Genomic DNA, 15943 nt, shown 5'->3' with positions numbered 1-15943 from the left:
CGCTAATATCCCAGACGTGAAAAACGTGAAAAACGTGAAAAACGTGAAAAACGTGAAAAACGTGAAGCGTTAGCCGTGTTTACACGGCTACTTCGTCGAACCCGGCTTCGGCATTTAAAAAGCGGGCGAAGGTGAACAAGTAGTCAGACAACCTGTTTAAATAAGCGGGTACTACAGCGGGTACATCGTAATGTTTAGTCAGTACGATAACCGCACGTTCTGCGCGTCGGCAAACGGCACGGCATACATGGCTTTGCGCAGCGGCTTTACTGCCACCCGGTAGTACAAATGTCGTTTGCGGGCCTAAAGTGGCTGTCATCTTATCAATATCACTTTCAAGCTTAGTAATATCGTCTTGCGTTAGGGTAGAACTGGCTGAAATAGCAAAGCCTGCTTGAAACAAGTTACGTTGAATAGCGTAAAGATCTTCTTTTAAATGCACCGCTACCATCGCAGCCAACAAACCCAAGTGGCTGTTAAGTTCATCAATATCACCGTAGCTTTGTACTACTGCATCATCCTTTTCAACTCTTACTGGCTTGTCGGCATATATTTGGGTACTGCCTTTGTCACCCGAGCGGGTATAAATTTTCATGCTGGTATGTAGTCCTTAGTTTTTTACTCTCAGAAATGTTTTCTGAAGCTTACTCTTCGGGCGCGCTAGGGCGTTTGTAACGGCGAATTTGCACTACCATGCCAAACAAAGGGTGATCAAAGTAATGAAGCTGATTACTGATAACGCGTCGTTGCTCACTAAAGGGTAACGATACTAATTGATATTCCGGCGAAGCATTGGCGGTAGCATTGTTAGCATTAGCATCGCTGATTACGCTATTGTCCGTACTGCTAATAGAGGGGGCTAAGCTAGTAGCGGTTTGCCCATTAATAGGAATAGGTTGGCGATAAAAAAGCTCGCTATCAATATGCAAATAGGGCACGCGGTTTATGTATTTCAAAAATACTTTCATGTTGCCGTCTACTTTCCAAATAGGCGCACGAAATGCGGCGCTTATATTGCTTTCATCTGCATCATCCACCACATCGGCGTTATCTAACGCCAGTAAATCTTCAAACAAAATAGGTGAGGGGCTAGCAAGCCGTGCATCTAAATCATAAAAGAAATCACTGGTCATGGTGTCTGTAGTAGCGGTATTTGATGAAAGCTGTTGGGTGTAACCTTGGCTTTCATCTAATTCGCCTGCTGAGCGAGTATAACTTAAGTTTCCAGAACTAGAGTTTCCAGAACCAGAGTTTCCAGAACCAGAGCTAGCATCAAGACGCTGGATTTTGTCTTCCAAATTCTGATAGCTGTTTTCATCAAAGCGGTTTGAGCCAGAGCTGTCAGAGATTGACGCGGAGTTACCAAAGCGCAAAGGTGGCTCGGGTGGGCGCTGAACGCCGTCTTGATCGAACTCATCGGAAAAGTTGTTACCGGCAAAAAGACGTACATTAAAGGCTTTGTCTTTACCGAATTTTACCGGCTGACGCCAAGTAACGTGTAGCAAGCGCGTTAGGTCGCGATTTTGCCTAATTTGACGCGACAACGACGACATTTCTTGTGCGTCCTTCGTCAATAAATGGGCATGGCTGGCCAAAGGCCAGTCGCTGCCTTCAGGCGTAATTGGTAGCTCTTTTGGGGCTGGTAAGCGGTTGTCTGGTCGATGAATATGCCATTTACTGTCGTAATAACTCAACCAAGGCTTATGCTCCACACAATACGGCTGGTTCGGTACGCTAATAGTTTCAGTTTCATCTAACCCTAAAAACGCGACCCAATGAGCGGCTATTTCTTCTGGCGATAAGCCATCATTTGATAAGTCATCCGTTAATGCTTGAGCATCCGTGAATGACTGAGAGCCCTTCGATGACAGTGCGTTTAGCTCATCGGCGAAGTTAGTTTGAGTGGTTTGGGTTTGGTTTGTATAAGCTGTGTCTGGCTTAATACCCGTTGCTTGCCCAGCTAATTGGCCATTTAATTGGCCAGATTGCGTATTCACTTCGCTAGTGGTACTCGCAAAGTAATCAAATTCAGGCCATTTTAGGGTGTTGGTCTCACCACAAACTGCAATGCCTTGTTTAAGCATGCTGATATCTGGGGTTATAACCGCACCTATTACATCGGCATCTGTGGCGGGTATGGCTAAAGAGTCGGCTAAATCAAACTGCTCTTCAAGAGCAGACATTGCCACCTTTCTGTCAAAAACAATAACTTCAACATCAAACCACCAGTCGTCATCTGCCAACAACGGGGTAGAAGCCAATACAGCAAGTAGTGGGCTCCAACGAAAAAACCTCATGTTATCGCGACTCCTTTGCAAGGTCGGCAATGATATCGCTAATAAACGCAATGCGCGCTTTTGCAGTATCAGTCTGTTTTACTAATCGTAGTTTTTGGCTGCCTTCAAATTTGAAGGTATTTGGCTTAGTTTGCACAAGCTGAATAATATAGCCAGGGTCAACCTTGGTGGTATCTGTAAACTCTATGGTACCGCCTTGTGCTGACAAGTCTACTTTAAGCACGCCAATAGCTTCTGCTTTTATTTTTATTTCAGCTACTTCAACTAAGTTTTTAGCGGGTTCTGGTAGCAAACCAAAACGGTCGATACATTCTACTTGGAATTCGTCTATATCGTCTTGGTTTTTACAGCTGGCTAAACGTTTATATAGCGACAGCCTGGTATTAACATCGGCAATATAATCATCGGGCAGTAGGGCAGGAATGCGAAGCTCTACTTCGGTGTGGCCTGCCATGGCATCGTCTAGCGAAGGCTCTTTACCTTCTTTTAGTGATGTTACCGCTCTATCTAGCATGTCCATGTAAAGGCTAAAGCCAATGCTGGCAATTTGGCCAGATTGGTCATCGCCCAGTAGTTCACCTGCACCACGAATTTCAAGGTCGTGGGTGGCTAGCGCAAAACCTGCGCCTAAATCTTCAAGTTTAGAAATGGCGTCTAGTCGCTTAGCGGCATCTTTAGTCATACGCTTAGGATGCGGTGTTAACAAATACGCATAAGCTTGATGATGCGAACGCCCCACACGCCCACGTAATTGGTGTAATTGGGCTAAGCCTAAATGATCGGCCCTGTCCATTATGATGGTATTAGCACTGGGTACATCAATACCAGTTTCAATAATGGTGGTACACACCAACACGTTGTAGCGCTGGTGGTAGAAGTCGCTCATTACATTTTCAAGTTCACGCTCGCGCATTTGGCCGTGGCCCATGGCAATGCGCGCTTCAGGTACAATTTCGGCAATTTCTTCGGCGGTTCTGGCAATGCTATCTACTTCGTTGTGAAGGAAATACACCTGCCCACCACGTAGAATTTCCCGCATTATCGCTTCACGTATCGTGGCTTTATTGCGTTGTTGTACAAAGGTTTTAATTGATAAACGTCTTGCTGGCGCGGTAGCAATAATCGATAAATCGCGCATGCCCGACATGGCCATGTTCAACGTACGAGGAATTGGCGTGGCAGTAAGAGTAAGAATATCTACATCAGCACGAAGCGATTTTAGCTTCTCTTTCTGGCGAACTCCGAAGCGGTGCTCTTCGTCTATTATTACTAAGCCCAAATCGCTAAATTTAATGTCGTTCGACAATAGCTTATGCGTACCGACTACAATATCTACTTTGCCTTCGCTTAGGCGCTGCATGGTTTCTTTCTGACCTTTGGCGCTAACAAATCGGCTCATCACTTCAATTTCAAACGGCCATGCGGCAAAGCGATCTTTAAAGTTTTCATGATGCTGTTGAGCAAGTAGGGTAGTGGGCACCAAAATAGCCACTTGTTTGCCTTGGTTCGCGGCTAAAAACGCTGCGCGCATGGCCACTTCAGTTTTACCAAAACCTACATCACCACATACCAATCTGTCCATGGCTTGTGGGCTACCCATGTCATGAATAACCGCCGCAATAGCTTGCGCTTGATCGGGCGTTTCTTCAAACGGGAAGCTGTCGGAGAATTTTTGGTAGTCGTCCCAATCAATATTGTAGGCAAAACCTGGCTTGGCGGCACGGCGTGCGTATACATCAAGTAATTCAGCGGCTACGTCGCGTACTTTTTCAGCCGCTTTTTGTTTTGCTTTGCTCCATGCATCAGAGCCTAGAGAATTAAGCGGAGCATGATCGGCATCGCCGCCCGTGTACCTCGAAATTAGGTGAAGCGAGGCTACAGGCACATATAATTTGGCTTGTTTAGCGTATTCAATGCACAAGTATTCCGTGGTCACGCCGCCAGCATCAAGGGTTTGCATGCCAATGTAACGGCCCACACCATGATCTAAGTGCACTACGGGTTGGCCAGTAGTAAGCTCGGCCAAATTACGAATAATGGCGCTTTCGTCGGTAGCCGTGCGTTTATCGCGAAGCCTACGCTGGCTAACCTTATGGCCTAATAGCTCGGTTTCGGTAATAAACAACAACTCGCCACTATCACTTCGCCAGTTAAAGCTATTTTCAACCATGCCCACCGTAATGCCTATGTTGTCGCTGGCACTAATAAAGGTGTTAAATGATTCAGCGGCTTTGGGCTTAATGCCCGCCTTTTGCAGTACGGTTAGCAGCCCTTCACGGCGACCTTGGGTTTCTGCGCAAAAGAGCACTTTAGCGCCGCGCTTTTTGGCATTGTTTACCGTGGCAATTAATTGCTCTGCAGGTACTTTCTTTTGGGTGTTAATGGCAATGTCGTCAAGCTTGTCACAACCTAAATTAAAGCTACCCGGCTTTTCTTCAATGATTTCTTTTGAAAGGGTTACCCGCGGCCACTGTTTAATTTCACCGAATAGGATATTGATAGGTAGAAATAAATCTTCAGGTGGCAGCAAAGGCCTAGCGGGGTTGTATCTGTGCTGTTCGTAACGCTCTTGAATATCGGCCCAGAAAAACTCGCTGGCCTCTTGCACATCGCCGTGTAATAACAATACGCTTTTAGGGTGCAAGTAATCGAACAGCGTGGCGGTTTTATCAAAAAACAGCGGTAAGTAGTATTCCACACCGCTTGGCATGGTGCCTTTAGTCACTTGTGAAAACACCGACTCTGAGGCGTTGTTTGCATCAAACTTTTCTAAAAAGCGCTGACGGAAAAGCGTAATAGATTCTTTGTCAGTGGGGAATTCACGAGCAGGTAGCAGCTTTATTTTTTCTACCGCATCGCCCGAACGCTGGGTTTCAGTATCGAAAAAACGAATAGAGTCTACTTCGTCATCGAACAAATCAATTCGAAACGGCTTATCGCTACCCATAGGGAATAGGTCGATAATACTGCCACGCACTGAAAATTCACTGTGGCTCATAACCTGACTAACGTGTAAATAGCCAGCTTGCTCTAAGTTGCGTCTGAATTGGTCTCTATCAAGGGTGTCTCCCTTATTCAGCATCAACAAGTATTTTGCGAGGTAATCGGTAGGTGCCAACCGTTGCATTAACGTGTTTACCGGCACAATGAAAATACCGTTTACCTGCTGGGTAAAGCGAAATAAGGTTTCTAAGCGCTGCGAAACAATATCTTGGTGCGGTGAAAACGAATCGTAGGGCAGGGTTTCCCAATCGGGGAATACGGTAATAGGTACATTGGATTCACCTGCTTGGCCACCAGGCATGAAAAACGCCAACTCTTTTTCTAGTTTTAGCGCCGAGGGTGTGTCGGCTGTCACCAGCACAATAGGGCCATTGTATTGGGCTTGTGCTTGCGTAATGCACAGTGCAGCGCTGCTGCCTTGTAACTGACCCCAATGTTTGTGGTCTTGTACAGAGGCAGATTTTTTCTGGGTCGGCAAAGGCAAAGATAAAAGAGTTGCTGTCATGTCGTCCTATAAACTACTTATTCAATTTAAATGTGTTGCTGGGCTTTTGTTTTCTGGCTTTGGTCTTCTGACTTCTATTTTCTAGCTTTTATTTTAGCGTTAGGCTCCCGAAGCCTTATCTTGCGCGCGCTTTTTAAGTTGCTGCGTTTGCAGATGCAAGCTGGCACGAACAAGCAATTCTTGATCTTGCTCTCGGATGCTATTGAAAACAAAAGCTATATGGTAGCTATCCTCGACATTCTCGCAAGTAATAACTTCCCCATAGCAAAAGATGGCGGCCGCTTCGGTATCAAGAAATAATTTCAGTTCAGCTTGGCTGCCAATGTCCATGGTGGTTGGGCTTTTAATAATAACGCCACCGCCCCCGAGCTTTATTGTGCTAAAACGATGATCTGGTTCATCTTGTTGGTGCAAAATAAATGACATCATCAAATCTATTTTGCGGGCTTGGTGATTTAGATATTCAGCCAAGGATTCAGCGTGATCGCTTAAATGGCGTAACGGGCGAAGTGCTTGGGCTTCAATGCTAGCCATTTCGCTGGCCACGCGAAATGCGTAGGGCATGGCTTGCTCTAAACCCGCTTCAGAAGGCACGGATTCACCTTCAGCCAGTGGTTTCACGTTAATATTAACGCTGTGTTGAATAGAGAAATACTCATCGAACTGGGCTTTTTTTTCTTCTAGGCTTAGGTTTTCCATCATATCTCCCGCCACTTATCTTGTACGGCCAGTAGCTTACACGTAGTATACGCACTTTACTATTTTGAGATTGCCCCGTCATCACACCTTTGGACTAAGCGCGCATTATGTATTTCCCTCTTCCCGCATTTATTGCTTATCGGTATGCGAAATCTGGCCCGGCACAGTCGTCTAGCCAAAATAGCTTTGTTTCCTTTATCAATCGCTTTTCGGTAGCCGGTATTGCTCTTGGCCTAACGGCGCTCATTATTGTGCTTTCGGTAATGAACGGCTTTGAGGCTCAATTAAAACAACGCATTTTGGGCATAGTGCCGCATATTGAAATTAATGCGCCTGTTGAAGAAAGCTTTGCAATGAGTTTGCCCAATGTGGTGGCAAGCATGCCGTTTCGAGAAGCCGAAGCGGTAGTGCAGTCTCGCTCAGACTTACGTGGTGTACAGTTACATGGCGTGCAAGCCGATAGCATGACGCAGCACACCATGGTAGCTCACGAGATGCAGCAGGGTAGTTTTGATAGCCTCACGGCAGGTAGTTACAACGCTATTATTGGCCGTGCCCTTTCTATGCAATTAAATGTGCGGGCCGGCGACAAACTTCGAGTAATGGTGGCGGGTGCCAGCGTGTACACCCCATTTGGCCGTATGCCAAGCCAACGGTTGGTGACTATTTCAGGTGTGTTCGATATGGGCTCGCAAATGGATGACAAAGTTATTTATATGCAGCTTGATGATGTGAACCGGCTATTGCGAGATGTATCGGGCAAGAACACAGCTACCAGGTTATTTTTAGATGATGCTTTTTTGTATCAAGACACACTGAAGCCTATTGTTGACGCGGATTTGACGGTACGAACATGGCGTGAGCGACAAGGCCCCTTGTTCGATGCAGTAAAAATGGAAAAGAACATGATGTTCTTAATGCTGTTGTTAATTATTGCCGTAGCCGCGTTTAATTTAGTTTCGTCTTTGGTGATGGTGGTGTCGGAAAAGCAGGGCGATATTGCGGTATTACAAACCCAAGGCATGTTACCTAGCACCATTATGACGGTATTTGTTTTAAACGGGCTGTTTAATGGTGTTAAAGGCGCGGGTATTGGATTAGTTGCAGGTGTGGTTATTACTTTACTGTTAAACCCTGTCATGAGTTTGCTTAATGTGCCTATTGCGTTGTCGTCAGACGGGCAGGGGTTACCCATTGATATGCACTGGCTGCAAATAGTTTCTGTCACGCTATTTTCACTGTTGCTTTGTATTGTGGCGAGTATTTACCCTGCTAGGCGTGCCATGAAAACGCAACCTTCGCAAGCACTTCAAAACGAATAAGTTAGTGAAATTGCCGTGCAAATTGCGGCGAAATTCACTATAATCGCGGTCTTTAAATTTCGGCCAGTGAGACGTCATGAACAAGAATTTTATCACCTCGCAAGCGTTGCTTCAGGATTCCTTTCGTTTAGCAGCAAAGGTGTATGATGACGGGTTTCGCCCCGATTTCATCATTGGTATTTGGCGCGGTGGAGCACCTATCGGCATAGCGGTACAAGAATATTTTGAGTTTAAAGACTATTCTACCGACCACATTGCGGTACGTACTTCTTCTTACTATGGCATTAATAAGCAATCTAAAGAAATTCGTGTTCACGGTTTGCACTACCTAGTAGAAAACGCTGACGCAGAACATAAGCTACTTATTGTTGATGATGTTTTTGATTCAGGCCGCAGTGTTGATGCGCTTATTCAGCAAATTCGCAAATTGATGCGTTTAAACATGCCAAAAGACATTCGTATTGCATGCCCTTGGTACAAGCCTCAGAACAACACGACCGACATCGTGCCTGACTACTATGTGAACGAAAGTGACGAGTGGTTAGTATTCCCACATGAAATCGCTGGTTTAAGCGAAGAAGAAATTCGCGAAGGCAAAGGTGAACTTGCCGATGTTATGGATATCTTGTTCGATAAAAAGTAAGGCTACGCGCTAGCTTTTTACAAAGACACCCATAAAAAAACCGCCAACCAGGCGGTTTTTTTGTGCCCGTAATTATCAAGACACCCATGTTATTTCGGTATCCTCTTATCAGGACACCCATGTTATTTCGGTATTCTCTTATCAATACACCCATGTTATTTCGGCATTCTCTTATCAAGACACCCATGTTTATTCAACACCAGAATCAATGAGGCGCCCATCTTTATGCTTATCAATATAGGGTGGGTGTCCTGGTAATTTTTAAGATTGCAAACGTGGGTGTCTTTATAATGATAATGCCAAAAAGTTACGAGTGTAATATTAGTAAGCTTATGATTAGTAATAATAAGGTGGTCTGTAATTAACATCAGTTGGGTGTTGGTTAGCATGGGTGTCCATGTAAATCTCTTTCAAATTACCAAGGTTCTAAAGATGGGTGTCTCGATAATATTAAGGGTGAGATAAACATGGGTGTCTTGTTTATGGTTTTATTTAATTGTCGAAATAAAATTTGTCGTGGAAGGTGTAAACCCAGGTGGGCTGATAGATGACGAGTAGCGTAATTGCCATACCGTTAAGCAGGGCTTCTGGAAATACTAATAGTGGAATAAGCAGTACGAAGTTGTCGTAAATAACATCCCACGTGTAAATGCCTTCAACAAAATAATAACCGGCAAGAGCGCCTGTTTTAAGGGCGATGCTAAGTGCGCCTGGAAAGAAAGCGCACACAAAAATATAAACGAAAAGTTGGCGAGGCAGGTGATGAAACGACAATAAATAAACGAAGTAGGTTACCGCGACAGGAAGCATTACCCCTAATACGCCATTAATTCCTAAGGTTTGCCACTGCGCAAAACCAGCGGCGGTAGCGCCCAGCAGAGCGAGGGTTCCAGCTAGAATTGCGTATCTAAACCCGAGCATAAGTGTAACCACACTTAAGCCAACAAAGTGAACATCTAGCCCTTCAAAAATACCCACTTTGAAGATCCAGAACGCGAACAACGCAGCAGCACTACCAAACAGCAGGTGCTGTTGGTGTTTGTCACCCATTAGGCCTACAACAGAAATTTGTTTAATAACCCCAACTAGGGTTAAACAATATAAAGTTAGGCCAAGCCACTGTAGCGTTGTCACATACACTCCGATTGATAATTACGGAACATTTATTATTTACTATTTACTGTAAGTAGCCCAAATTGGTGCATGATCCGACGGCTTTTCAATACCGCGAAGTTCATAATCTATTCCGGCATCATTCAGTCGTTTATGAATAGGTGCAGTTGCCAAAATAAGATCAATACGAAGGCCACGATTATCATTAAACCCTTTTGAACGATAATCGAACCACGAATACCTGTCGGTTGTATCTGGATTTAACGTTCTAAAGCTGTCTTCAAAACCCCAATCCATCAATGTGTTGAGCCATTCTCTTTCTTCGGGTAGAAAACTGCATTTACCGGTACGCAACCAGCGCTTTTTGTTTTCTTCGCCAATACCAATATCTGAATCGGTATGCGAGATGTTCACATCACCCATTACGATGACATTCTCATCAGGAGTATGGTGGGTGTCCAGATAAGTCATCAAATCTTTATAAAACTTACGTTTTGCTGGATATTTGGTTTCGTGCTTTTCGTTTTCGCCTTGTGGGAAGTAACCATTTAATACGGTTACAGGCTGGCCGTCGTTGTCAGTGGTTTTCAGGATGATCATGCGACGCTGTGCATCTTCTTCATCGGTAGGGAAGCCCATAAGCACAGACTCAGGCTCTTTTTTCGCTAAAAATGCCACGCCGTAGTGACTTTTTTGGCCATGAAAATAAACGTGGTATCCCATCGCTTCAACTGCTTCTACCGGAAATTGTTCGTTGTGAACTTTAATTTCTTGCAAGCCAATAATATCCGGCTCATGCGCATCTATTAATGCTTGAAGTTGGTGAAGACGGGCACGAATGCCATTGATATTAAATGAGATTACTTTCATAAGAGCTTCTTAAAATACGGATTAAAGGAATTCTAACAGAATGCTGGGTTTAACTTAATGTCTGTGGTGGCAAACTTGTGCTTTTTCCTAATAAAATAAGATGCTCAAACCAAAGATTAGCATCGTTAATAATAGCATCGCTTAGCGTTTCGCCAATGTAAGTTTCTGCTTTGCTGGCTTCAATTATTATGGGTAATAAACGCGCAACTTCTTGCTTAAATTCGGGCCACGCTTTGGCTTGTATTGCCATCGATTGATAGTAATGAGTAGGAAAATCGTAGTCTGTTTTACTTAGCCTGCGGCTAATAATATTAGCGCCCATAGACGATCCTAGCCACACATACATCGCTGAAATAGCGGCAGACAGTGCGGTTTCAAAACTTGGCACGTCAACGTTTTGTAATTCAGTTATGCACTTTGCGCTATTTGAGTTCAATACCGTTAAGTCGTTATCAAGGGCAATTAAAACTGCTTGGGCTTCGAACTGCTGCGATAAGGGCACAAGCGCGGGATACTTCTTAACTGCATCGTTGATAACCCACATGCAATGCTGGTGGAACTCTCGCATAACGCAGAGCACATTATGATAATTTTCTCGATGTTCGTGTTGGGTTTCACTGGCGCTATTACCCATCATGTTATGAAAAAGTGCAAAGGGTGCACTGTGCTCTAATTCGACATGTTTGTTATGCGTTTTTTCTTTTAGGTCACTAAATAGGTTTTGCATGAAGCTCTAAACTTTGCGTTTTTATTAATAAAAGGCGGATGAACGGTACTACCAAGAAATGCAGATTGCTAACTGACAAGGAGCATGTGGAGTGCGTTTTGCAACCAAAGCGTAAAACAGAAGCTAAGGTTACATAATATAGCGTGCAATAATATTAGTCGCGGGCCATGTTTTCAACTTGAATGTTCACTGTCTTTATAAGATTAAATCGTCTCTGGTATTTGGCGCGGCAGCATGCAAAGGGTATACTTGGCGCCTCTTATCGGTGCCTCCTAAATAATAAGGTAAATTTTTGTGTTTCCAGATACTGTAACTGCCACCCTGAACGACACTGTGCTAGCGCAAGCTAAAAGTTTGTCTGCTGAAGACCGACAAATGCTAGTGATCAGCTACGTACCCAAAGCGAAAGAAATTTGGTTGATTCAAGGTACAGAAGGCTTTGTCATGCTGGAAGACAACGATAGTACTCGACTGCCAGTATTTCCTCACAATAACTTAGCGCAAGCTTGGTTAGACGATAATCAAATTACAGGTACGTGTGTGGCAGTGCCATTTGATGAGTTTACTGAAACGTGGTTACCAGGCTTAACTAAAAATGGTGTGGAGTTGGTTATGTTTCCTACCTCTGCTGATGCCGAAAACCTAGTCATGACAGCAGAAGAGCTAAGCGCAGAATTTAGCGCAGATGCAAGTGCTTAACTGTTGGGCTCTGTTTTACAAATGCCTAGTTATGACATCCACCGCTGTAGCTTATGCGATGACAGAATCTAAGCGATGACAGACTCTACGCATCTGTTAATGCTGGGGCAAACTGTGGCTGCGGCTAAAGGTTGGGATGGCGCAACTCGCGCCATCATGCTCGCTGGTAAGCAATTGATTGCTTTACCAGAGTCGTCACGCACTGAAGATGCATTGGTACCTGGTTGTGAAAGTAAAGTGTGGGTAGCATGTACGCCTTCACAAGGCACTGGCGACCTTGTTATTGCAGCTTATTCACCCAGTAAGATTATTCGCGGTGTATTGGCGGTACTGTTAGAAAAAGCGAATAGCCTTTCCGATGAACAAAGAAAGGCTTACGACTTTGAGCAATACATGAACGCGTGCAATTTGCAGCGTCATTTAAGTCAGTCTAGGGGCAATGGTATCTTAAGTGTTTTGCGACGCTTAAATACGCTATAAGTGTTGGTTTTTAGCTTCAATCCACTGCGACATGTACTTGCTCGCATTCAAGGTCTGATGCCATAGTAGCCCTTGTAGAAACAGGTGCTTGCGATGGGCCTCTACATCGCTAGCCATGATGGACACTCGCTCCGCCAAGGTTTCGCTTTCTTTGTCATCTTCAAAAGTGTTGAACAACGCTACGCCTAACTTACTTGCTAACGCCCATTCCTCTTCATTGTTGTAAAGCCTAACCGCGTGCTCGGCAAAATCTTCTGCGGTGTCGCAAATCGCGCCGCCCCATGCAGGCTGAGTAGGGCTATTTGCTGCTTCTTCCGTGATATGAAGTGAAGTATTTGACGTTAACCGCGCGGCGGATGAATTTACATCAGCAATACCTTCAGCGCCTACCCATGTAGTAAGGGTAGGGGTTTCACATCGCATAGCTTCTAGTATTTTGCCTTTAATACCTGCACCAAAGCGCAGAGGCGCAATAAGCAGCCGCGCGTTAGCAATAACATCGTGTGCATTGTCGGCCCAGCCATCTAAGTAAAATCCACTCTTTGGGTTGTGCAACTGCGTTGCTTTTTTTGGCGGGTAGGCACCATAAATATGTAAATTAGCCTGAGGGAGTGCCTTTTTAATAGCAGGCCATACGGTTTGCTTTAGCTGTAGCACTGAATCCCAATTTGGCGCATGACGAAAATTGCCAATAGTGACAATGTCGGTACGTTTTTCAAAATTAGGTATCCCGCCATCTACTGTCGCTACATTGAGCGGATGGTAATAAAGTTGTTTGGCTGGCACCTGATAATGGTTCGTCAGCAGAGCATACTCGGTGCGAGAAATGACCAACGTAAGATCGCAACGTAAAATAGCGGCAATTTCCCGTTGTGCCAAAGGCGTATTGTAATCAGCCTCTTTCGCAGCGCTGGCAATGTTCGTTAAAAGAGGAGAGGTCACGGTCTCTTTGTTTGCTCGCAGTGCATTGTCTTGTGTTTTAACGGCGTCGTGCCTAGCTTGTCGCAAACTGTGTAAATCTTCGGTGTTTAATATACGAATAGCACGAGGGCAGGCGTCTTTTACTCGCCACGAAAATTGCTCTTCGGTCATGTAACGGTCGAAAACAACCACATCAGGCTGCAGTTGAGCGATGCGCTCATTAAAGCTACTGCAATTAAGTGCTACCGCTTCGCTGCTTACGCCCAAATTACTTAGGTCAGCTTTATGAACACTGTCAGCGGCTGCGGTCATAAAAGTCACGCTATGGCCGAGGCTAAGAAACTGATTAATCAGAGCCAGCATATTTTGGCCAGCGGCGGAGGAGTTGGGTTCAGGCCACACATAGCCAATGACTACTACCTGCATTATGCCTTTTGACATGCCTTGTAACATTCTCTGTAACATAGTTACCTGTGCTTGAATGTGTAAAGCGCGAAATAGTAGCACAGCGGGAAATAAAGAAAATGAAACTCTATTATCAACAGGAATTTTTGAAAAATTACCCAAATATTGGGGGGTACCCCTATTAGGGCTGCATTAAATGTATGTTAATTTATTGCATACTATACGAAAGATAATGAATTCCGATTAGCTAGGCTAAATAATCGCGCTATAATGTAGCTATCAGCGAAAAAGCTAATCTTGTTTGATAGTTACAGTTTTTATTTCTTGGCGTGATTGCTAAACGCCACTCTTCTAAATAGAGTAGGTTATATCAGGAGCGTATACCTAAATGACCCTACAAGATATTATTAGTAATGCGAGCACGTTGTTTGTGCTGCCCGACTCGGTAACGCGTTTAAAAGCTTGCATGGATGACGGCGCATCTAATATAGACGACATTGCCGACATCATTTCTTTTGACCCATCGTTAGCTACACAGCTGTTAAGAGTAGCAAATTCGGCGTTGTACCGTTTTCCTAATAAAATAGATACCATCACTAAAGCGCTACAAGTAGTAGGTACGCGCTCTACGTACGACCTAGCACTTGCATTTGGTGTTAGCCAAGCGTTTAAAGAGGTCGATGGCCAAGTTATCGACTTAGATAAATTTTGGGAGCAAAGTGTTTCTTGCGGCCTTCTAGCAAAATACTTTGCTGAAATGCGAAATATCAGAGAGCCTGAACGCTTATTTGTTGCGGGTTTACTGCATAATATTGGTGAGCTGGTGGTGGTGGCCATGTTGCCAGATAGCGCAAAACGTTGTCAGGCGTTTAACGCAAGAGTAAGCCCAGCTGAATTACAAGCCGGTGTGTTGGGTTATACTTTTACGAACGTGTCTGCGGGCATCATTAAAGAGTGGGGTATTCCTGAAAGCATTTATAATCCCATTGCAAAAATACACGGCGATAGTAGCAACACTTCAGAATATGAAGAGCAAATACTTCAGTTGTCATACGTTTTGGCGCTAGACAACGTAAATTCAGAAATTTACCCTAGCTACAATAACCTAAAGCCTGAATTGCATGAAAGCCTGTCGCTTAATCGTGACGACTTAGAAGATGCATTAGATATCACTAACCTGCAGTGTATTTCAGTTATCTCCCTGTTCAATCCAAACGCCTTTATGCTTTATTAATGAAAAAAGGGCGTTCTGCTTTAAGCAGTACGCCCCTTCATTTCAGAATTTATTCCAAAGTGCCTTTCTAGCTAATCTTCTAGTCCAACACTCACAGTCAAATTAATCAAAAATTGCCACGGTTTGACGACTGATCGCGATAACTTCATTGTCTTTATCCCAAATAGTCGCCTCAGTGTGACCATAGCCATCTTCTGCCTGACGAGTATGTGCTTGGTATGCAAACCAGTCTGTGGGGGCAACTTGCTTATGTGGGTGGATAAATTCTAAGTTCCAACTAACAGTACTTGCCGGGGCAGGCAATTTCATCATTTGTAATAGCGTAGGCGGCCAAGCATCAATCATGGTAATGATATGTGCGTCGGTGATTTTCGCTGGTGGCTTTTTAAAGCGCATATGTCCGTGGTAAACGCTGGTCTTTTTACGGGTAAAGGGGATACCCCCTTGATCAATAGCTAAATCGAAATGGCGTAAAAACTTGGGCGTAACCTTTGGAATCTGCGGTATAAACTTGCCTTTAGTTGGCACTGCCATATCGTGGGTATCTTTGTTCTCAACCTTAATGCCTGACTTTCTACCAATACCAAAGCACGCCTGCACAAACACGCAGCTTTTCCCATTTTGTTTTATATGAGCGGTATATTGAGATACGTTTTTGCCTTCACGCAACAAGGTTACTTCAATTGAAAATGGGGTGTCTGGCGAGAGCGGCCCAACAAAGTTAGTGGTAAATGAACGCAGCACGCGTTCCTCACTGACTTTTTGGCGAATAGCGCTGTACGCCATGCCTGCTGAAATACCGCCGAATGCTGTACGCCCTTGCGCCCAAGTACTGGGAATAATAAGGTTATCTACTTTCCATTCATTGTCAGAAAGTGCCTCTAAAGAAGAAAGCGTTAAAAGCTCGTCTACCGTCATGCTGTTTGTCTGGTCTGATGAGTAAAGGTGTTGATATCCTACCTTAAGCTCAAGCTAACAGAAAGCCTAGGCTAACATTCCTTTTTATATTTACAAATAAGTAACAA

At 44.4% G+C, this 15943-nt stretch carries 14 protein-coding genes; 5 read left to right on the top strand and 9 right to left on the bottom strand.

What is annotated here, in order from left to right; translation table 11 throughout:
• Positions 1 to 79 precede the first annotated feature (79 nt).
• The 4 genes from R1T43_RS12815 to R1T43_RS12800 all read right to left on the bottom strand — a co-directional run bounded on the left by R1T43_RS12815 (position 80) and on the right by R1T43_RS12800 (position 6504).
• On the bottom strand, positions 80 to 595 hold the full coding sequence (locus R1T43_RS12815; RefSeq protein ID WP_317349445.1) for a cob(I)yrinic acid a,c-diamide adenosyltransferase: 516 nt from the start codon (positions 593 to 595) through the stop codon (positions 80 to 82).
• A 49-nt stretch (positions 596 to 644) separates the two neighbouring features.
• Positions 645 to 2297 (bottom strand): CsiV family protein, encoded by a 1653-nt coding sequence (locus R1T43_RS12810; RefSeq protein ID WP_317349443.1) that lies wholly within the window; start codon positions 2295 to 2297, stop codon positions 645 to 647.
• Position 2298: 1 nt separating this feature from the next.
• On the bottom strand, positions 2299 to 5805 hold the full coding sequence (mfd, locus tag R1T43_RS12805) for a transcription-repair coupling factor (protein WP_317349441.1): 3507 nt from the start codon (positions 5803 to 5805) through the stop codon (positions 2299 to 2301).
• Positions 5806 to 5904: 99 nt separating this feature from the next.
• On the bottom strand, positions 5905 to 6504 hold the full coding sequence (locus R1T43_RS12800; RefSeq protein ID WP_317355817.1) for a PilZ domain-containing protein: 600 nt from the start codon (positions 6502 to 6504) through the stop codon (positions 5905 to 5907).
• Between the two features lie 107 nt (positions 6505 to 6611).
• Here R1T43_RS12800 and R1T43_RS12795 point away from each other — a divergent pair, with 107 nt between their 5' ends.
• Together R1T43_RS12795 and R1T43_RS12790 are read left to right on the top strand one after the other, a co-directional pair.
• Positions 6612 to 7826 carry a lipoprotein-releasing ABC transporter permease subunit gene (locus R1T43_RS12795; RefSeq protein ID WP_317349439.1) on the top strand — a complete coding sequence of 405 codons (1215 nt, stop codon included), beginning with the start codon at positions 6612 to 6614 and terminating at the stop codon, positions 7824 to 7826.
• 76 nt (positions 7827 to 7902) lie between these two features.
• Complete coding sequence (locus tag R1T43_RS12790) at positions 7903 to 8469, top strand: phosphoribosyltransferase (protein WP_208805016.1); 567 nt, start codon at positions 7903 to 7905, stop codon at positions 8467 to 8469.
• A gap of 492 nt (positions 8470 to 8961) precedes the next feature.
• On the opposite strand, the gene R1T43_RS12785 is transcribed toward R1T43_RS12790, so the two are convergent.
• From R1T43_RS12785 to R1T43_RS12775, 3 genes are read right to left on the bottom strand one after another with little or no spacing between them, the layout of a single operon-like run.
• Positions 8962 to 9603, bottom strand: a complete 642-nt coding sequence (locus R1T43_RS12785) for an energy-coupling factor ABC transporter permease (RefSeq protein WP_317349436.1) — start codon at positions 9601 to 9603, stop codon at positions 8962 to 8964.
• Positions 9604 to 9642: 39 nt separating this feature from the next.
• Entirely contained in the window at positions 9643 to 10452 is an 810-nt protein-coding gene (gene xthA / locus R1T43_RS12780) for an exodeoxyribonuclease III (RefSeq protein WP_317349433.1), read from the bottom strand.
• 49 nt (positions 10453 to 10501) lie between these two features.
• Positions 10502 to 11179, bottom strand: coding sequence for a hypothetical protein (locus tag R1T43_RS12775; protein WP_317349430.1), 678 nt, complete (start codon positions 11177 to 11179; stop codon positions 10502 to 10504).
• A gap of 294 nt (positions 11180 to 11473) precedes the next feature.
• On the opposite strand from R1T43_RS12775, the gene R1T43_RS12770 reads away from it, so the two are divergent.
• Together R1T43_RS12770 and R1T43_RS12765 are read left to right on the top strand one after the other, a co-directional pair.
• Positions 11474 to 11878 (top strand): DUF2750 domain-containing protein, encoded by a 405-nt coding sequence (locus R1T43_RS12770; RefSeq protein ID WP_317349427.1) that lies wholly within the window; start codon positions 11474 to 11476, stop codon positions 11876 to 11878.
• A 75-nt stretch (positions 11879 to 11953) separates the two neighbouring features.
• A complete protein-coding gene (locus tag R1T43_RS12765; RefSeq protein ID WP_317349424.1) occupies positions 11954 to 12358 on the top strand; it encodes a SufE family protein in 405 nt (134 codons plus the stop codon).
• On the opposite strand, the gene R1T43_RS12760 is transcribed toward R1T43_RS12765, so the two are convergent.
• Positions 12353 to 13708: a glycosyltransferase gene (locus tag R1T43_RS12760; protein WP_317355814.1), complete on the bottom strand. Its 1356-nt coding sequence runs from the start codon at positions 13706 to 13708 to the stop codon at positions 12353 to 12355. The genes R1T43_RS12765 and R1T43_RS12760 overlap by 6 nt on opposite strands.
• 364 nt (positions 13709 to 14072) lie before the next feature.
• Between R1T43_RS12760 and R1T43_RS12755 the strand changes: the two genes are divergently transcribed.
• Positions 14073 to 14918, top strand: coding sequence for an HDOD domain-containing protein (locus R1T43_RS12755; protein ID WP_317349421.1), 846 nt, complete (start codon positions 14073 to 14075; stop codon positions 14916 to 14918).
• Positions 14919 to 15020: 102 nt separating this feature from the next.
• Here the strand turns inward: R1T43_RS12755 and R1T43_RS12750 are convergent, their stop codons facing one another.
• Positions 15021 to 15836 (bottom strand): thioesterase family protein, encoded by an 816-nt coding sequence (locus R1T43_RS12750; RefSeq protein ID WP_317349418.1) that lies wholly within the window; start codon positions 15834 to 15836, stop codon positions 15021 to 15023.
• Between the last annotated feature and the right edge of the window lie 107 nt (positions 15837 to 15943).

Origin of the sequence: Alteromonas sp. CI.11.F.A3 (assembly GCF_032925565.1) — a bacterium.
Taxonomy (GTDB): domain Bacteria; phylum Pseudomonadota; class Gammaproteobacteria; order Enterobacterales; family Alteromonadaceae; genus Alteromonas.
Note: the sequence above shows the minus strand (reverse complement) of the source record. Positions and strands in the feature narration are given on the sequence as shown.

What these genes read in the sequence shown, in the direction of transcription:
- R1T43_RS12755 (WP_317349421.1), top strand. Translation starts at nt 14,073, where the DNA reads ATGACCCTACAAGATATTATTAGTAATGCGAGCACGTTGTTTGTGCTG.
- R1T43_RS12815 (WP_317349445.1), bottom strand. Translation starts at nt 595, where the DNA reads ATGAAAATTTATACCCGCTCGGGTGACAAAGGCAGTACCCAAATATAT.
- R1T43_RS12750 (WP_317349418.1), bottom strand. Translation starts at nt 15,836, where the DNA reads ATGACGGTAGACGAGCTTTTAACGCTTTCTTCTTTAGAGGCACTTTCT.
- R1T43_RS12775 (WP_317349430.1), bottom strand. Translation starts at nt 11,179, where the DNA reads ATGCAAAACCTATTTAGTGACCTAAAAGAAAAAACGCATAACAAACAT.
- R1T43_RS12765 (WP_317349424.1), top strand. Translation starts at nt 11,954, where the DNA reads ATGACAGACTCTACGCATCTGTTAATGCTGGGGCAAACTGTGGCTGCG.
- mfd (WP_317349441.1), bottom strand. Translation starts at nt 5,805, where the DNA reads ATGACAGCAACTCTTTTATCTTTGCCTTTGCCGACCCAGAAAAAATCT.
- R1T43_RS12800 (WP_317355817.1), bottom strand. Translation starts at nt 6,504, where the DNA reads ATGGAAAACCTAAGCCTAGAAGAAAAAAAAGCCCAGTTCGATGAGTAT.
- R1T43_RS12810 (WP_317349443.1), bottom strand. Translation starts at nt 2,297, where the DNA reads ATGAGGTTTTTTCGTTGGAGCCCACTACTTGCTGTATTGGCTTCTACC.
- R1T43_RS12795 (WP_317349439.1), top strand. Translation starts at nt 6,612, where the DNA reads ATGTATTTCCCTCTTCCCGCATTTATTGCTTATCGGTATGCGAAATCT.
- R1T43_RS12790 (WP_208805016.1), top strand. Translation starts at nt 7,903, where the DNA reads ATGAACAAGAATTTTATCACCTCGCAAGCGTTGCTTCAGGATTCCTTT.
- xthA (WP_317349433.1), bottom strand. Translation starts at nt 10,452, where the DNA reads ATGAAAGTAATCTCATTTAATATCAATGGCATTCGTGCCCGTCTTCAC.